The sequence below is a fragment of the Polaromonas sp. genome, assembly GCF_043778355.1.
Lineage (GTDB): Bacteria > Pseudomonadota > Gammaproteobacteria > Burkholderiales > Burkholderiaceae_C > Polaromonas.
This window is the reverse complement of record NZ_JAYWHI010000005.1, coordinates 21,376-37,068: the sequence shown is the minus strand read 5'-3', so window position 1 is coordinate 37,068 and position 15,693 is coordinate 21,376. Positions and strand designations below refer to the sequence as shown.

Here is a 15,693-nt window from a genome sequence, read left to right as displayed (position 1 = left end):
CTCGCTGAGTCGTTTATGTGTTGCGGCTCATCGATGAATCAACTTTAAGTGGCTCAAATTAGCCGATCATGAGTGAAGTCTTAGCTGACGATGAGCATGACGCTCACAGCGTCTCGACGCGCGCAATCAGCCCGCTGCGGTCGGTGCGGTTGCGCAGCGTGATGCGCATGCCGCAACGCTGCGCTGCCGACTGCGCAATCGCCAGCCCCAGTCCGCTGCCACGCACGTCTGTCCCCGGCACGCGGAAGAAGCGGTCGAAAACGCGGCCCAGCAGTTCCTCGGGGATGCCTGCGCCGGTGTCGGCCACCTCAATGGCGAGTTTGCCCTGATGGCTCATCACGCGCACGTCCACTACCGCGCCCTCGGGGGAGTAACGCAAAGCGTTTTCAATCATGTTGTCCACCACACTGCGCAAATCCCCACTGGCGCAGGTCAACATGGCGGCGTCTGTGGGTCCGCCCGACGTCTCCAGACCCAGATCAATGCCCCGCTGGTCCGCCAGAGCGATCAGCGCGTTGATGCTCTCGCGCAGCACATCGTTCACATTGACCGGGCGCGGCGCTGCTTCGGCGCCCACCGCTTCCTGACGCGACAGCCGCAGCAACTGGTCCACCAGTCGCTGGGCCCGCTGGACGCCGGCTTCAAGCTGGTCAAACCGCTGCGCCGCTGCGCCGGGCGCGAAATCTCCGCGCAGGTTCTCCAGTTGCAGGCTCACCGCCGTGATGGGTGTCCGCAGCTCATGCGCGGCGTCCTGCACAAAACGGCGCTGCGTGGCAAAGGCATCGCGCAATCGCGTCAGCAAACTGTTGAACGAGATCACCAGCGGCGCAATTTCCTTGGGCACCCGGTCCAGCGACAGCTCGGCAATGCTGTGTTCGTCCTGCGCCGAGGCCTGGCGTGCGATGACCCCTACTGCCCGCGACACCACGGCCACCACACACCAGAGAATCAAGGTGGCCAGCGGCAGCAATACGATCACCGGCGCAATCGCCGTCCAGGCGCGACCGGCCGCCAGATGCTGGCGAAACTCGCCGCTTTGCAGGACCTGTATGCGGCGCGCTGCCCCGACATCTTTCACTGCGGTGGTGTAGACATGCCAGCGCATGTCCCCGGTCCGGAGGTCGTGGAAGCCGTCGTCGGTCTGCAGCGTCGTTTTCAGTTCGGGCCAGGAGCTTTTTAACAGTTGGCCGTTCGTATCAAACACCTGCACTACATAAGCGCCCCACTCATGGACCTGGTCGCCGGTCAGCGCTGGCACCATGATGTCCGGCCCATGCACCAACAAGGACTCCGCCAGCATCTCCATCTGGTTGTCCATGAAAGTGCTGACCATCTGGTTGTAGCTCCAGTAGGCGATACCTGCCGATGCGCCCCCCACCAGCACAAAAACCGGCAACAGCCAGACCAGCAACGCGCGGCGCAGGGAGCACAAAGGCCCGGAAGGAAAGACGTGAATCATCATGGCGTGGGTTCCGTTGAAATAGGCGATGCGCCTGCGGGCACCGTGGCGGTGATGCGCCAGCCCAGGCCGCGCACATTGCGGATCACGTCGGCGCCGAGCTTTTTGCGCATGCCGTGGATCAGCACGTCCACCGCATTGCTCATGACTTCTTCGCCCCAGCCGTAAATGCGGTTTTCAAGCTGGTCGCGCGACAGGATGGCGCCCGGCCGCTCCAGCAGCGCATGCAGCAGTGCGAACTCGCGCGCGGACAGCGCCGAGGGTTCGCCGTTGACCAGCACCTCGCGCGTGGTCAGATCCAGTTTGATCACCTCGTTGCCTATCACCGAATGGGCGCTGCCATCGCGGCGCCGGATCACCGCGCGCATGCGCGCCAGCAGCTCGCGAAATTCATAGGGTTTGACCAGGTAGTCATCGGCGCCCACGTCGAGGCCGCCGATGCGGTCGTCCACGCCATCGCGCGCGGTGAGCATCAACACCGGCGTCGCGTCGCCGCGCGCACGGGCCTGGCGCAACACCTCGACACCGTCGCGCTTGGGCAATCCCAGGTCCAGCAACATGCAGGCATAGTTGCCATCGGCCAGCGCGCTCTGCGCCAGCAGGCCGTCGCGCACCCAGTCCACTGACCAGCCGTTGGTCTCCAGCGCCTGCTGCAGGCTGCGGCCTATCATGTCGTCGTCTTCCACCAGCAAGACCCGCATCACACCCCCCTTTGCGGTGCCGGCAGGCCATCCCAGCGCGCCTGTTGCCTGGCCGAAAGCAGCAGCAAGCAGGCGACAAGCAGCAAGGCAGCCAGACCGGCCAGATTCAAATACAGGACGGTCGTGGCGCTGAAATCAGGCATGGCCAGCGCACTGGCAACAAAACCCGCCTGGCAAAGCAGGCCGACCGCCACCACGGCCGGGCGAATCGACCGAAACAGCGCCGCACCCAGCAGCGCCACAGCCAGCAGGGCCATCAGGACCTGATGGTGAAGCAGCAACACGCCATCTGCAGACGGAAGCACCTGCAGAACAAACAGGGTGATTACAGCGGCGGCAAAAAGAATGGCTCGGGCCACATGTTCAGAAAAAGTGTCCATGGCTTTGCGGAATGTAGGAGTGGAGACGGTATCTTCACCGCACTGAATTAGCCCCGGATTAGGGTGGACGCGACACCCGGCACTCAGGCCAGCCAGCGCAACAGCTGGGCGCACACCAGCGGGCTGTGCATCAGGGCGATGTGACCGGTGTCGAGCGCGACCCATTGCCGACCGGGATCGAATCTCAGGCTGCGCGCCGGTTCAACATGCTGGCCCAGCGCGCTGGACAGCGGCACCAGGCCGTCGCCCAGCCATTCATCCCGCAGCACACTGGCGCCTGCTTCTGGGGAAGCCGCGCCCAGCGTGGCCGCTACCGCAAAACAGGCCACCCCGTCCGGCAGCGGCAAGGGCGAGCGCCAGTCGGGCGCCGCAGCGAACCGGTCCGCATCCTGCGTCTCACCGGGCAACACATGGCCGTAACGCAGGTCGGTGATGCCCGCGCTGCGCACCTGGCCAATCGCCGCGAAAGGCCGTGTGACCGGGTTGCTGCCGAGTACGGTGTCCACCCAGTTGCCGAGTTTTTCCAGCGGCGCGCCATGGTGCGGTGTGCCCAGAAATACCAGGTTTTTGAGCCGCGCCAGCCATGACAGGCCGGTGGCAGCTGCACTGTGGCAAGCCGCGCGCGCCACCAGCCCGCCCATGCTGTGGGTCAGCAGGCTCAACTCCTCCACCGGTTGCGGCCAGACCTGCAGCAATTGTTCCAGCAGCGCGGCGAACTGCCCGCCGTTACTGCTGATGTGCAGCCCCGTGTTGTAGTGCAGGTAGACCGGTGTGTAGCCCAAGGCCCGTGCCAGTTGCTCGCCGTGCGCGTGCGCGGCGGCGGAGTCGTCAGCGCGCCACCGCAGATCGTTCATGCACAGGCCATGAACCAGCACCAGAATTTTGCCGGTCGCGCCCGGCAAACGCTGCGCCAGCGCTGCCCGTTCCAGCAGCAAGGGCTGGCCGCCGTGGCGCAAGCTCATGGTGATGGTCAGCGGGTTGGCGGTGTCTCGCAATTGGTCGCCCAACACGCCATTGAGCACCGACAACATGGCTTCGCGCTGTGATGACGAGGCCTGCGGCGCCACACGCGACAACACCGCATCCACCGTGCCACCAGCCAACCGCGTCACACCCCGGATGCTGCCGTAAATCAGCCCGGTGATGCCCGCGGGCCTGACACCTGAGGCGCCGGCGACACGGTCCACAAACTTCTGACCGGCTGCGCCAAAAGGAGCGGCCACCGCCTTGTAGACATTGCCCTGCACTTTTTCAACCAGCCCGGTGACGCCCAGCGTGCCGCGCGTGGCCAACTGCGCCAGGCCCTGAATATCAGACAGGTGCAAGTGAGTGCGCAGGTCAGCCAGAGGAGGGAGGCGGGGACGTGGGGGTGCAGGAGTCGGCATACGGACATTGTCGGGGCAAGGCTACAGAAGCGTCCAGCCACTGTTTTTTCAGATTTTTATGAAGAAAATCGAGCCTCAGCCCATAGCGGGCGGGCGTAAGCAGCTCCTGAAACAGGAGCAAATCTCAGAAACGCTCGTGCGGCGCCAGGTAGCGCCACTGGCCCACCGGCAGGTGGCCGAGGTTGACCATGCCGATACGCACCCGTTTGAGACCGGTCACAAACAGCCCCACCTGCTCGCACATGCGGCGGATCTGGCGCTTTTTGCCTTCCTTGAGCACAAAGCGCAACTGCTCGGGGTTTTGCCACTCGACACGCGCCGGCCGCAGCGGCTCACCGTCCAGGCTCAGGCCGTGGCACAGCAGGGCCAGCTTTTCAGGTGGAAATGCGGCCTGCACATTCATCGCCTCGGGGCCGTAACTGACGCGCACGAGGTATTCCTTTTCCACCGCGGAGTCCTCACCAATCAGATGGCGCGCCACGCGGCCGTCCTGGGTCAGCACCAGCAGACCGATGGAATCAATGTCCAGCCGCCCAGCTGGCGCCAGGCCGCGCAATTGTTCATGACCCCAGCGCATGCGGCTGTTGCATTCGCGCCAGCGGTTTTGCGGCTGCACCAGCACCACCGCCGGTTCGTGGCCGTCTTCGGCCTGGCCGCTGACGTAACCCACCGGCTTGTTGATCAGGATGGTGACCTGCTGGCGCTGCTGCTGCTCGGCCTCGCGCGCCACCTCGATGCGCGCATTGAGCGCGACTGGCTGGCCCATCACGGCGGGCGCGCCGTTGACGCGGACCCAGCCGCGCGCGATCCAGTCGTCGGCCTCGCGGCGAGAACACAGGCCGAGTTCGGCCATGCGTTTGTTCAGGCGCACGGTGCTGCCGGTGGACGGCGGAACCGCCGGGTCGGCCGCGCGGATGCGGGTGGCGGTGGGTTTGAGACTTGGTTTGGGGGACTGGTCTGACATGGATTTACTATTTATTTTATAGCAACTTATGCCCACCAGTCATGGGCTGGGGAGCTACTTTACTTGCAAAAACACTGGACCGCAGCGCCGCCAGATCGAGCACGCGCAAGCCGCCGTATTCAATACGTATGGTGCCCTGTGCCTGCAGGTTGGCCAAGGCCTCGTTGACGCGCTGGCGCGACAGCCCGACCAGGTAAGCCATTTCCTGCTGGGTGATGCGCAGGATTTCACCCACGCCCGGATACAGCACCGGGTTGAACAGCGCCGCCAGGCTGCGCGCCACCCGCAGATCGGGGTTGTTCATGCGGTCGATCTCGCGCGCAGCGATGAACTGGCCCAGGCGTTCATTGAGCTGGTTCATGACGAAGCGGTTGAAGCCGATGGAATGATCGAGCAGCCAGTGAAAGGTATCGATTGGCAAACCCGCCACCACGCTTTTGCGCAGCGCCTGGATGTTGTAGCGGTAGGGCTCGCGCTTGAGCACCGTGCCCTCGCCGAACCAGCCGCCCGGCGGCACGCCGGTAAAGGTCATGGTCATGCCCTGCGCGTTGTCGGCGCTCATCTTGAGCAGGCCTTCGATCACGCCAAACCAGTAGGTCACCGGCTTGCCGACGCGGCAGACGTAGTCACCGGGCAAGGCGTCACCCACAACCAGTTCTGCCACCGCCCGCACGCGCTCGGCCGGCAGCAGCAGACCGAGCCAGGGGATGCCGGCCAGCTCTGCAACATCAGGTACACGGCCGCGTTTGTGAAGAGGAAGCTCGGTGTTCATGGTCCATGCAGAAAGAAAAACCGGATCCGGGAAAGTCCGGGGAGGAGTGTCCCCTAAATTGTCGTCCAAACGACAACTCAACGTCAAACCCCGGCCTAGGATGCCCCATACCCTGAAATGGCTCCCCGCATGGAAGCTGCATCACGCTGGAGACACCTGACCGAATGTTGACCACCTTTCCCCGATTGCTCCTGAAGCACGCAGCCGAGCGCCCCGGCGCGCCCGCCATGCGCGAGAAGGAATATGGCATCTGGCAAGCGCACAGCTGGGCGGCCATGGCCACGCTGGTGGAGCAGATTGCCTGCGGCCTGCACCAGGCCGGGCTGCAACGCGGCGAACACATGGTTGTCATCGGCGCCAACCGCCCGCGTCTTTACGCCACCATGCTGGCGGCGCAGTCACTGGGCGCCATTGCCGTGCCGCTGTACCAGGATGCAGTCGGCGCTGAATGTGTGTTCCCGATCACCAACGCCGAGGTGCGTTTTGCCATGGTGGAGAATCAGGAGCAGGTCGACAAGCTGCTGGAGATCCGCGAGCAGTGCCCGCAGCTCGCTCACATCATTTTTGACGACCCACGCGGCCTGCGTAATTACCAGGAAACAGGGCTGGTCGCGCTGGATGCATTGATCAGCAGCGGGCAAGCCTTTTCACAAGCGCAGACCGGCTTCTTCCAGGCAGAGATCGAAAAAGCCCGGCCCGATGATGTGGCCGCCATGTTTTTCACCTCGGGGACCACCGGCAACCCGAAGGGCGTGGTGCACACCCACAACACCCTGCTCGACCGAGCCCAGGCCGGCGCCGAGTTCGACAAGCTGACCAGCAGCGAAGAGGTGCTGGCCTACCTGCCGCCCGCCTGGATCGGTCAGAACATCTTTTCCTACGCGCAATGGCTGGCCTGTGGCTACGTGGTCAACTGCCCCGAAAACGCCAGCACCGTCACCATCGACCTCAAGGAGGTCGGCCCCACCTATTACTTTGCGCCACCGCGGGTCTTCGAAGGCCTGCTCACCAGCGTGATGATCCGCATGGAAGACGCGGGCCTTCTCAAGCGCAAGATGTTCCACTTCTTCATGGACGTGGCCAAACGCGTTGGACCGGCCTTAATGGACGGCCAGCCCGCGGGCGCCGGCGACAAGCTGCTGTACGCGCTGGGACAGATCATGGCGTATGGCCCGCTGCGCAACAACCTCGGCTTCTCGCGCGTGCGCGTCGCCTACACCGCCGGCGAAGCCATCGGCCCGGACCTGTTCACCTTTTACCGCTCGATTGGCGTCAACCTCAAGCAGCTCTACGGCTCGACCGAAACCGCCGTGTTTGTCTGCCTGCAGCCCGATAACCAGGCGCGCGCCGACACCGTGGGCGTGCCGATCCGGGGGGTCGAGATCAAGGTGGACGCCAACGGTGAAATCCTCGTCAAATCCGCCGGGCTGCTCAAGGGTTATTACAAAAATCCGGCGGCCACCGCCGAAGTACTGACCGCCGACGGCTGGTACCACACCAGCGACGCCGGTTTTCTCGACGCCAGCGGCCACCTGAAGATCATCGACCGGGTCAAGGACGTGGGCCGCATCAAGGGCGGAGCCAATGACGGCGCCATGTTCGCGCCCAAATACGTTGAAAACAAACTCAAGTTCTTCCCGCACATCAAGGAAGTCGTCGCTTATGGCGATGGCCGGGAAAAAGTCTGCGTGATGCTCAACATCGACTTCGACGCGGTCGGCAACTGGGCCGAGCGGCGCAACCTGCCGTATGCCGGCTACACCGATCTGGCGCAAAAGCCCGAGGTCTACCAGCTCATCAAGGAGTGCGTCGAGAAAGTCAATGCCGACCTGAGCGCCGATGCGCTGCTGGCAGGCTCGCAGATCAGCCGCTTCCTGGTGCTGCACAAGGAACTCGACGCCGATGACGGCGAACTGACGCGGACCAACAAGGTGCGTCGCGGCTTTATCGCCGACAAATACCAGCCGTTGGTGGATGCCCTTTACAGCGAGCGCACCGAGCAGTTCATTGAGACGGTGGTCAAGTTCGAGGACGGTCGCAGCGGCAGCGTCAGCGCGACGCTGAAGATTTCCGACGCGCAGACCTTTGCACCGGTGAAGGAAGCGGCATGAAAAAGATCGGCGACGTCATCCTCGACGTGAACAACATCAGCCTGAGTTTCGGCGGCGTGAAAGCCCTGGCCGACATTTCCTTCAATGTGAAAGAGCATGAGATCCGCGCCATCATCGGCCCCAACGGCGCCGGCAAAAGCTCTATGCTCAACTGCATCAACGGCGTCTACACGCCGCAGCAGGGCTCCATCACCTTTCGCGGCCAGACCTTCAAACACATGAACAGCCACCAGGTGGCCGTCATGGGGGTCGCGCGCACCTTTCAGAACCTGGCGCTGTTCAAGGGCATGAGTGTGCTCGACAACATCATGGCCGGGCGCAACCTCAAGATCAAAAGCAACCTGCTGCTGCAGGCGCTGCGCCTGGGTCCTGCCGAACGGGAAGAATTCCAGCACCGCGAAGCGGTGGAAAAAATCATCGACTTTCTCGAAATCCAGGCTTACCGCAAGACCCCGGTGGGCCAACTGCCCTACGGCCTGCAAAAACGGGTGGACCTGGGCCGCGCCCTGGCCATGGAGCCGCAGGTGCTGCTGCTCGACGAACCGATGGCCGGCATGAACGTGGAGGAAAAGCAGGACATGTGCCGCTTTGTACTCGATGTCAACGACGAATTCGGCACCACGGTCGTGTTGATCGAACACGACATGGGTGTGGTGATGGACATTTCCGACCGCGTCGTGGTGCTGGACTACGGCAAAAAAATTGGCGATGGCACGCCCGACGAAGTGCGTAACAACCCCGAAGTGATCAAAGCCTATCTCGGAACGAGTGAATGACCATGTACGACAAGCAACACACTCACACTTTCTTTACCAGTGGCCGCGACGGAACCGGCTTTGTCGGGCCGCATGCCGCGTCCCCTGCAAGCGGAGAGGCGGCTACGCGAAGCGAGTCTGCAACAGCGTCGAGGGGAATACGCTGATGGCTTTTTTCTTGGAAACACTTCTTGGCGGCCTGATGGCTGGCATGCTGTATTCGCTGGTGGCGCTGGGCTTTGTGTTGATCTTCAAGGCATCCGGCGTCTTCAATTTCGCACAGGGCGCGATGGTGCTGTTTGCGGCGCTGGCCATGGCACGTTTTGCTGAATGGATTCCCCAGTGGACCGGTGTTGAAAACAAAATTGCAGCCAACCTGATCGCGTTTGCGATTGCGGCCGTGGTCATGTTTGCCGTCGCCTGGCTGGTTGAACGCTTCGTGCTGCGCCATCTGGTCAACCAGGAAGGCACCACCTTGCTGATGGCCACACTGGGCATCGGGTATTTTCTGGACGGCCTCGGGCAGACGCTGTTTGGCAGTGCCATCTACAAGATCGACATTGGCATGCCCAAAGAGCCGGTGTTTGCCTTCACGTCGGTGTTTCCGGGCGGCCTGCTGATCAACAAGGAAGACCTCTATGCGGCGCTGATCGCCGCCGTGCTGGTGGCCATGCTCAGCGTGTTTTTTCAGAAGACGTCCACCGGCCGGGCCCTGCGCGCGGTGGCCGACGACCACCAGGCAGCACAAAGTATTGGCATTCCGCTGAACCGCATCTGGGTGATTGTCTGGTGCGTGGCCGGCGTGGTGGCACTGGTGGCGGGCATGATCTGGGGCAGCAAACTGGGCGTTCAGTTTTCGCTGACCACCGTCGCATTACGCGCCCTGCCGGTCGTGATTCTTGGGGGTCTGACCTCCGTGCCGGGCGCCATCATCGGCGGGCTCATCATCGGGGTGGGGGAAAAACTGTCCGAGGTGTTTCTCGGTCCCTATGTAGGAGGCGGTATAGAAATCTGGTTTGCCTACGTCTTGGCGTTGGTGTTCTTGATGTTTCGTCCGCAGGGATTGTTTGGCGAAAAAATCATTGACCGCGTCTGACTCATTTACTCGTCAAGAAAAATACCATGTTCTACAGAGAAAACGGCCAGTTCAAAACCAGCTACCGGGCCGACAGCCAGATCTTTCCGATCACGCAGGATCGGCTGGGCATGTTGATCCTGCTGGCCATCGCCCTGCTGGCGATTCCTTTGCTGGCTGACGAATACCTGCTGCGCGCGATTTTCATTCCTTTTGTCATCCTGTCGCTGGCCGCCCTGGGCGTCAACATTCTGGTCGGGTACTGTGGCCAGATCTCCCTGGGCTCGGGGGCGTTCATGGCGGTAGGCGCTTACGCCGCCTACAACTGTTATGTGCGAATCGAGGGTATGCCCCTGATCGCCGCCTTGTTGCTGGGGGGGGTATTTGCAACACTCGTGGGTTTGTTTTTCGGTATTCCCAGCCTCCGGGTCAAAGGGCTGTATCTGGCGGTTACCACGCTGGCCGCGCAGTTTTTCTGCGACTGGGCTTTTCTGCGGGTCAGCTGGTTCACCAACAACAGCTCTTCCGGTTCGGTCGCGGTGTCTGACCTCAGCCTGATGGGCTGGTCCATTGCCTCGCCCGTCAGCAAGTACCTTTTCTGCCTCGGCTTCCTGATCGTCTTCGGTCTGATGGCCAAAAACCTGGTGCGCGGCGCCGTGGGGCGTGAATGGATGGCAATTCGCGATATGGACATCGCCGCTGCGGTGATCGGCATTCGCCCCATGTACGCCAAGCTGAGCGCCTTTGCGGTCAGCTCCTTCATTGTTGGCGTTGCGGGGGGGCTCTGGGGCTTTGTGCATCTGGGTTCATGGGAGCCCGCAGCTTTTTCGATCGACCGGTCGTTTCAACTTTTGTTCATGGTCATCATCGGCGGCATGGGATCCATCATGGGCAGCTTTTTCGGCGCCGCTTTTATTGTTATTCTGCCGATTTTTCTGAACCAGTTTTTGCCAGCTGTTGGCCTTCTGGTCGGTATCGATATTTCCACAGCCGCTGTCGCGCACGCGGAAATCATGATTTTCGGCGCGCTGATCATCTGGTTTTTGATTGTTGAGCCTCACGGTCTGGCCAAGCTGTGGAGCGTGGGCAAACAGAAAATGCGCTTATGGCCTTTCCCGCACTGAACACCGGAGTCACCGGGTGGTTTTTCGTTCGTTAACCAATGGCATTACCGATGCCAAATTCAAGGAGACAGACATGAAAGTTCGCAATCTCATTTTGGCCGGCCTGCTGGCCACCGTGGGTACGGGGGCATTTGCCCAGGCCAAAGAACAGTTTTTCCCGGTCCTGTCAGGGCGCACAGGCCCGGTGGCACCCAATGCCACGCCCTGGGCCAACGGACACAACGACTACATGAAGCTGGTCAACGCGCGCGGCGGCATCAACGGCGTGAAAACCCTGGTGGAAGAATGCGAAACCGCTTACGCGACTGATCGCGGCGTGGAATGTTACGAGCGGCTCAAGGGCAAACATGGCGGCGCCACGGTGTTCCAGCCCCTGTCCACCGGCATCACCTTTGCCCTGACCGAGAAAGTTCCTGCCGACAAGATCCCCATGATCACCTCCGGCTATGGACGCAGCGACTCTGCGGACGGCGGCATTTTCAAGTGGAATTTTCCGCTGATCGGGCACTACTGGGTCGCGGGTGACACGGTTCTCCAGCACATCGGCAAGCAAGCCGGCGGCATGGACAAGCTCAAAGGCAAAAAAATCGGCGTGGGCTACCACGACAGTCCGTTCGGCAAAGAGCTCTTGCCAATTCTGCAGGAGCGCGCAGCGCAGTATGGCTTCACGCTGCAACTGCTGCCAATCGCCGCGCCAGGCGTGGAACAGAAGGCCACCTGGCTGCAAGTCCGAAGGGACCAGCCTGACTACGTGATTTTGCAAACCTGGGGCGTGATGACACCCACCGCCATCAAGGAAGCCCAGGCCGTTGGTTATCCCCGTGAAAAAATGTTTGGCACGTGGTGGTCGGGCGCAGAGCCAGATCTGAAAGACATTGGCCAGGGCGCCAAGGGCTACAGCGCCGTGATGATGCAGCATGGCGCAGAGCCACAGGCGGCGGTTGTCAAGGAAATTCTTGAAAAGGTTCATGCCAAGGGACAGGGGACAGGTCCGAAAGAAGAAGTCGGCAGCGTGCTGTACATGCGCGGCGTGCTCGGAGCACTGCTGGCGACGGAGGGTGTGCGTGCCGCACAGGAGCGCTTTGGCAAAGGCAAGGTCGTGACCGGCGAACAGGCGCGCTGGGGTTACGAAAACCTGAACCTGACCCAGGCCAAACTGGACGCGCTTGGTTTCAAGGGTGTGATGCGCCCGGTGTCGACCAACTGTGTGGACCACATGGGCTCGGCCTGGACGCGGGTGCACCAGTGGGACGGCAGCAAGTTTGTGTGGACCTCTGACTGGCTGCAGGCCGACGAGCAGGTTATTCGGCCGCTGGTGAAAGCCTCGGCTGAAAAATATGCCGCCGAGAAAAAACTCGCCCGACGCTCTTCGGCCGACTGCCAGTCCTGACATTTTGAGAACCACCCTTCCGCCCGCCTGGCGGAAGGCAAGCGGCTCCCCCGAGCCGCCAAACGCCAGCGCTACCAGCCCCTGTTGCAGCGCTGCCGTTTGGTTCCTATCAAGCAGAAACACCGCATGGAAAAACCTGACATCACCAACGATATTGTCCTGAACGTCAACGGAATCGAGGTTATCTACAACCACGTGATCCTGGTGCTCAAGGGCGTATCGCTTCAAGTCCCCCAAGGCCGGATCGTTGCCATCCTGGGTGGCAACGGCGCGGGCAAGACCACCACGCTGCGGGCCGTGTCCAACCTGCTCCAGGGCGAGCGTGGTGCGGTAACCAAAGGCTCCATTGAACTGCGCGGGGAACGCATCGAAAACCTGTCGCCGTCTGACCTGGTGCAGCGCGGTGTGGTTCAGGTGATGGAAGGCCGCCACTGCTTTGCGCACCTGACGATTGAAGAAAATCTGCTGACGGGCGGCTACACGCTCAAGTCGAAAGCGGAGGTTGCCAGGAATCTTGAAAAAGTTTATGCCTACTTCCCGCGCCTGAAAACACGCCGTACCTCGCAGGCTGCCTATACCTCGGGCGGCGAGCAGCAGATGTGCGCGATTGGCCGGGCGCTGATGGCCAGCCCCACCATGGTGCTGCTGGACGAACCCTCAATGGGTCTGGCCCCGCAGATCGTCGAAGAGGTGTTCAACATCGTGAAAGACCTCAACCAGAAGGAAAAAGTCACCTTTTTGCTGGCCGAGCAGAACACCAACATGGCCCTGAAATACGCCGACTACGGCTACATCATGGAAAGCGGTCGGGTGGTGATGGACGGTGCAGCCAACGACCTGGCCAACAACGAGGACGTCAAGGAGTTTTACCTCGGCGTGGGCGGTGGCGAGCGCAAGAGCTTCAAGGATGTGAAAAGTTACAAACGCCGCAAACGCTGGCTGGCCTGAGGGGACCCCATGACCAAGTTTTTCGACCTTCTGGAGTCCCGGTCACCGGCGCAGCGGGAGACCGCGTTGATGGCGGCACTGCCGGGCCAGGTGGCGCACGCGCAACAGGCCGCAACGGCCTATTCAGCCATGCTCGCTGGCGTCGACGCCGCTGCGATTTCCAGCCGCACGGCGCTGGCGCAGCTGCCAGTCACGCGCAAACATGCGCTGTTTGACCTGCAAAAAGCGGGTCGGCCCGGTGACTGGTTCGGTGGCTTTTCCACCTTGCTGCGCGGGCCGGGGATGCCACGCGTGTTTGCTTCGCCCGGACCGATTTACGAGCCCGAAGGCAGCACCCCGGATTACTGGCGCGCCGGCCGTGCCATGTACGCCGCTGGCTTTCGTGCGGGCGACCTGGCGCACAACGCCTTCAGTTACCACATGACGCCAGGCGCCTTCATCATGGAGTCGGGATTGCATGCGGTCGGATGCACGGTGTTTCCGGCTGGCGTCGGCCAGACCGAACAACAACTGCAGGCGATTACTGAACTCCGGCCCGATGGTTATACCGGCACACCCAGCTTCCTGCGCATCCTGGTGGAAAAGGCGCTGGAGACCGGTAGCGACATTTCCAGCATCCGCAAAGGCCTGGTCGGCGGAGAAGCTTTTCCCCCGAGTTTGCGCGACTGGTTCACCGAGCGCGGCATGGCGATTTACCAGAGTTACGCGACCGCCGACCTGGGGCTGATCGCCTACGAAACCGAGGCGCGCGAAGGCCTGGTCGTGGACGAAGGCGTGATTGTCGAAATCGTCCGCCCCGGCACGGGCGACCCGGTTCCCGAGGGCGAGGTCGGTGAACTGGTGGTGACCACCTTGAACGCCAGCTACCCGCTGATCCGTTTCGGGACTGGGGACCTGTCAGCCATGCTGGCCGGCACCTGCCCGACCGGGCGCACCAACATGCGTATCAAGGGCTGGATGGGCCGGGCCGACCAGACCACCAAGATCCGGGGCATGTTTGTTCACCCCGGTCAGGTGGCGGACATCGCCAGGCGCTTTCCTGAAGTGCTGAAGGCCCGGTTGGTGGTCAGCGGCGAAATGGCCAGCGACAGCATGACGCTCAAGGTCGAGGCCTCCTCGCTGCCGCACGGGCTGGAAAACCGTATCAGCGACGCCATACGCGACATCACAAAGCTGCGTGGCAACGTACAACTCCTGGCGCCGGGCAGCCTGCCCAATGATGGCAAAGTCATCGAGGACGCGCGCAGCTACAAATAAGGCGCCACGTTCGCTCGCTTCCTGTCCCCTCGTCCCGAGCCTGTCGAAGGCCCCCCCCCGGCGGGACGCTGCGCCGGCGGAGCAGGACCTGCGGCCCCTGCAGGCAAACAACAAAGCCCCCGCGTGGCGCGTGGCCTTTCAAGGGGCCGAGTGCTTGCCCTTACGTAGTTCCCGCGATGGACAGGCGCGGGCGGCTTTGTAAACTGGGCGGGTAACTCAAAGGAGACTTTTTCATGAAACGCCTGCTCGTGCTCGCCCTGGCCGCGACATCCCTGTTTGCCCAAGCGCAAACCTATCCCGGCTCCAAGCCGGTGTCCATCGTTGTTCCATTTGCCGCTGGCGGTCCGACCGACCGCGTGGCACGCGACCTGGCCGAAGCCATGCGCAAGGCCATGGGCGGCAGCGCCAACTTCGTGGTGGAAAACGTCAACGGCGCTGGCGGCACCATCGGTGCCACCAAGGTCGCCAAAGCCAATCCGGACGGCCATACCCTGCTGCTGTTTCATATCGGCATGGCAGCAACGCCGGCCTTGTACCGCAAGCTGCAGTACAAGCCCCTGGAAGATTTCGAATACCTCGGTCTGGTCAATGAAGTCCCGATGACCCTGATCGGCAAGCCCCAGTTGCCGGCCAACACTTACCGCGACTTCGAAAACTACATCAAGGCCAACTCGGGCAAGCTCAACATTGCGCATGCGGGCCTGGGTTCGGCCTCGCACCTGTGCGGCCTGATGTGGCAATCGGCGATCAACGCCAAGGAAGCGATGACCACCATTCCTTTCGGCGGCACCGGTCCTGCGATGAATGCGCTGGTCGGCGGCCAGGTTGACCTGATGTGCGACCAGACCACCAACACCACCGGCCAGATCGAGGCCGGTCGTGTCAAGGCCTTCGCTGTGACCACCGCCAAGCCCCTGTCCAAACACAAGCTGCTCAAGGACTACCCTACGCTGCAGGAAATGGGCCTCAAGGGCTTTGATCTGACCATCTGGCACGGCCTGTATGCCCCCAAAGGCACGCCGCCTGCCGTGCTGGCCCAGTTGAACACAGCCCTCAAGGTCGCGCTCAAGGACGCTGACTTCATGAAAAAGCAGGACGGCCTGGGTGCTGTGGTCGTCACCGACAAACGCGTGGAACCCGCCGCTCACAAGGCTTTTGTAGCCGCTGAAATCGCCAAACTCAAGCCAGTGATTGACGCCGCCAAGCAGTTTGCCGACTGATCGGTTTTTTGCTTCCCGACAAGCCACCTCGCGCAAGCCGGGTGGCTTTTTTCTGTCCGCGTGAGGGCCCTCGGGATCCAGGGGCAGGGGTGCTGGGCGGGATTGCACCGATGGCCGAGCTGGACACTGAACGCTAAAGTGGTGCATCTCCA

Annotated in this window: 14 protein-coding genes; 8 read left to right on the top strand and 6 right to left on the bottom strand. The window is 62.1% G+C overall.

From position 1 onward, the window contains the following. Positions 1–103: 103 nt before the first annotated feature. The 6 genes from ACH2CW_RS00515 to ACH2CW_RS00490 all read right to left on the bottom strand — a co-directional run bounded on the left by ACH2CW_RS00515 (position 104) and on the right by ACH2CW_RS00490 (position 5,661). Positions 104–1,462, bottom strand: coding sequence for an ATP-binding protein (locus ACH2CW_RS00515; RefSeq protein WP_395054747.1), 1,359 nt, complete (start codon positions 1,460–1,462; stop codon positions 104–106). Next, positions 1,459–2,160 carry a response regulator gene (locus tag ACH2CW_RS00510; protein ID WP_395054745.1) on the bottom strand — a complete coding sequence of 234 codons (702 nt, stop codon included), beginning with the start codon at positions 2,158–2,160 and terminating at the stop codon, positions 1,459–1,461. The genes ACH2CW_RS00515 and ACH2CW_RS00510 overlap by 4 nt, the downstream gene beginning before the upstream one ends. Next, the gene (locus ACH2CW_RS00505; RefSeq protein WP_395054743.1) at positions 2,160–2,540 is read right to left on the bottom strand and encodes a hypothetical protein; all 381 of its coding nucleotides are present in this window, start codon (positions 2,538–2,540) and stop codon (positions 2,160–2,162) included. The genes ACH2CW_RS00510 and ACH2CW_RS00505 overlap by 1 nt, the downstream gene beginning before the upstream one ends. 83 nt (positions 2,541–2,623) lie before the next feature. After that, complete coding sequence (locus tag ACH2CW_RS00500) at positions 2,624–3,865, bottom strand: esterase/lipase family protein (protein ID WP_395054741.1); 1,242 nt, start codon at positions 3,863–3,865, stop codon at positions 2,624–2,626. A 184-nt stretch (positions 3,866–4,049) separates the two neighbouring features. Further along, positions 4,050–4,889: a pseudouridine synthase gene (locus tag ACH2CW_RS00495; protein WP_395054739.1), complete on the bottom strand. Its 840-nt coding sequence runs from the start codon at positions 4,887–4,889 to the stop codon at positions 4,050–4,052. 16 nt (positions 4,890–4,905) lie between these two features. Beyond that, positions 4,906–5,661 (bottom strand): Crp/Fnr family transcriptional regulator, encoded by a 756-nt coding sequence (locus tag ACH2CW_RS00490; RefSeq protein ID WP_395054737.1) that lies wholly within the window; start codon positions 5,659–5,661, stop codon positions 4,906–4,908. Positions 5,662–5,825: 164 nt separating this feature from the next. Between ACH2CW_RS00490 and ACH2CW_RS00485 the strand changes: the two genes are divergently transcribed. The 8 genes from ACH2CW_RS00485 to ACH2CW_RS00450 all read left to right on the top strand — a co-directional run bounded on the left by ACH2CW_RS00485 (position 5,826) and on the right by ACH2CW_RS00450 (position 15,541). Further along, positions 5,826–7,772 carry an AMP-dependent synthetase/ligase gene (locus ACH2CW_RS00485; protein WP_395054735.1) on the top strand — a complete coding sequence of 649 codons (1,947 nt, stop codon included), beginning with the start codon at positions 5,826–5,828 and terminating at the stop codon, positions 7,770–7,772. Further along, the gene (locus ACH2CW_RS00480; RefSeq protein ID WP_395054733.1) at positions 7,769–8,548 is read left to right on the top strand and encodes an ABC transporter ATP-binding protein; all 780 of its coding nucleotides are present in this window, start codon (positions 7,769–7,771) and stop codon (positions 8,546–8,548) included. The genes ACH2CW_RS00485 and ACH2CW_RS00480 overlap by 4 nt, the downstream gene beginning before the upstream one ends. Positions 8,549–8,693: 145 nt before the next feature. Continuing rightward, positions 8,694–9,623 (top strand): branched-chain amino acid ABC transporter permease, encoded by a 930-nt coding sequence (locus ACH2CW_RS00475; protein ID WP_395054731.1) that lies wholly within the window; start codon positions 8,694–8,696, stop codon positions 9,621–9,623. Positions 9,624–9,649: 26 nt separating this feature from the next. Continuing rightward, positions 9,650–10,726 (top strand): branched-chain amino acid ABC transporter permease, encoded by a 1,077-nt coding sequence (locus ACH2CW_RS00470; RefSeq protein ID WP_395054729.1) that lies wholly within the window; start codon positions 9,650–9,652, stop codon positions 10,724–10,726. A gap of 73 nt (positions 10,727–10,799) precedes the next feature. Next, positions 10,800–12,116: an ABC transporter substrate-binding protein gene (locus tag ACH2CW_RS00465; RefSeq protein WP_395054727.1), complete on the top strand. Its 1,317-nt coding sequence runs from the start codon at positions 10,800–10,802 to the stop codon at positions 12,114–12,116. Positions 12,117–12,242: 126 nt separating this feature from the next. Next, positions 12,243–13,064: an ABC transporter ATP-binding protein gene (locus ACH2CW_RS00460; protein WP_395054725.1), complete on the top strand. Its 822-nt coding sequence runs from the start codon at positions 12,243–12,245 to the stop codon at positions 13,062–13,064. 9 nt (positions 13,065–13,073) lie between these two features. Continuing rightward, positions 13,074–14,321, top strand: a complete 1,248-nt coding sequence (locus ACH2CW_RS00455) for a phenylacetate--CoA ligase family protein (protein WP_395054723.1) — start codon at positions 13,074–13,076, stop codon at positions 14,319–14,321. 233 nt (positions 14,322–14,554) lie between these two features. After that, positions 14,555–15,541 carry a tripartite tricarboxylate transporter substrate-binding protein gene (locus tag ACH2CW_RS00450; RefSeq protein WP_395054721.1) on the top strand — a complete coding sequence of 329 codons (987 nt, stop codon included), beginning with the start codon at positions 14,555–14,557 and terminating at the stop codon, positions 15,539–15,541. Positions 15,542–15,693: the final 152 nt, after the last annotated feature.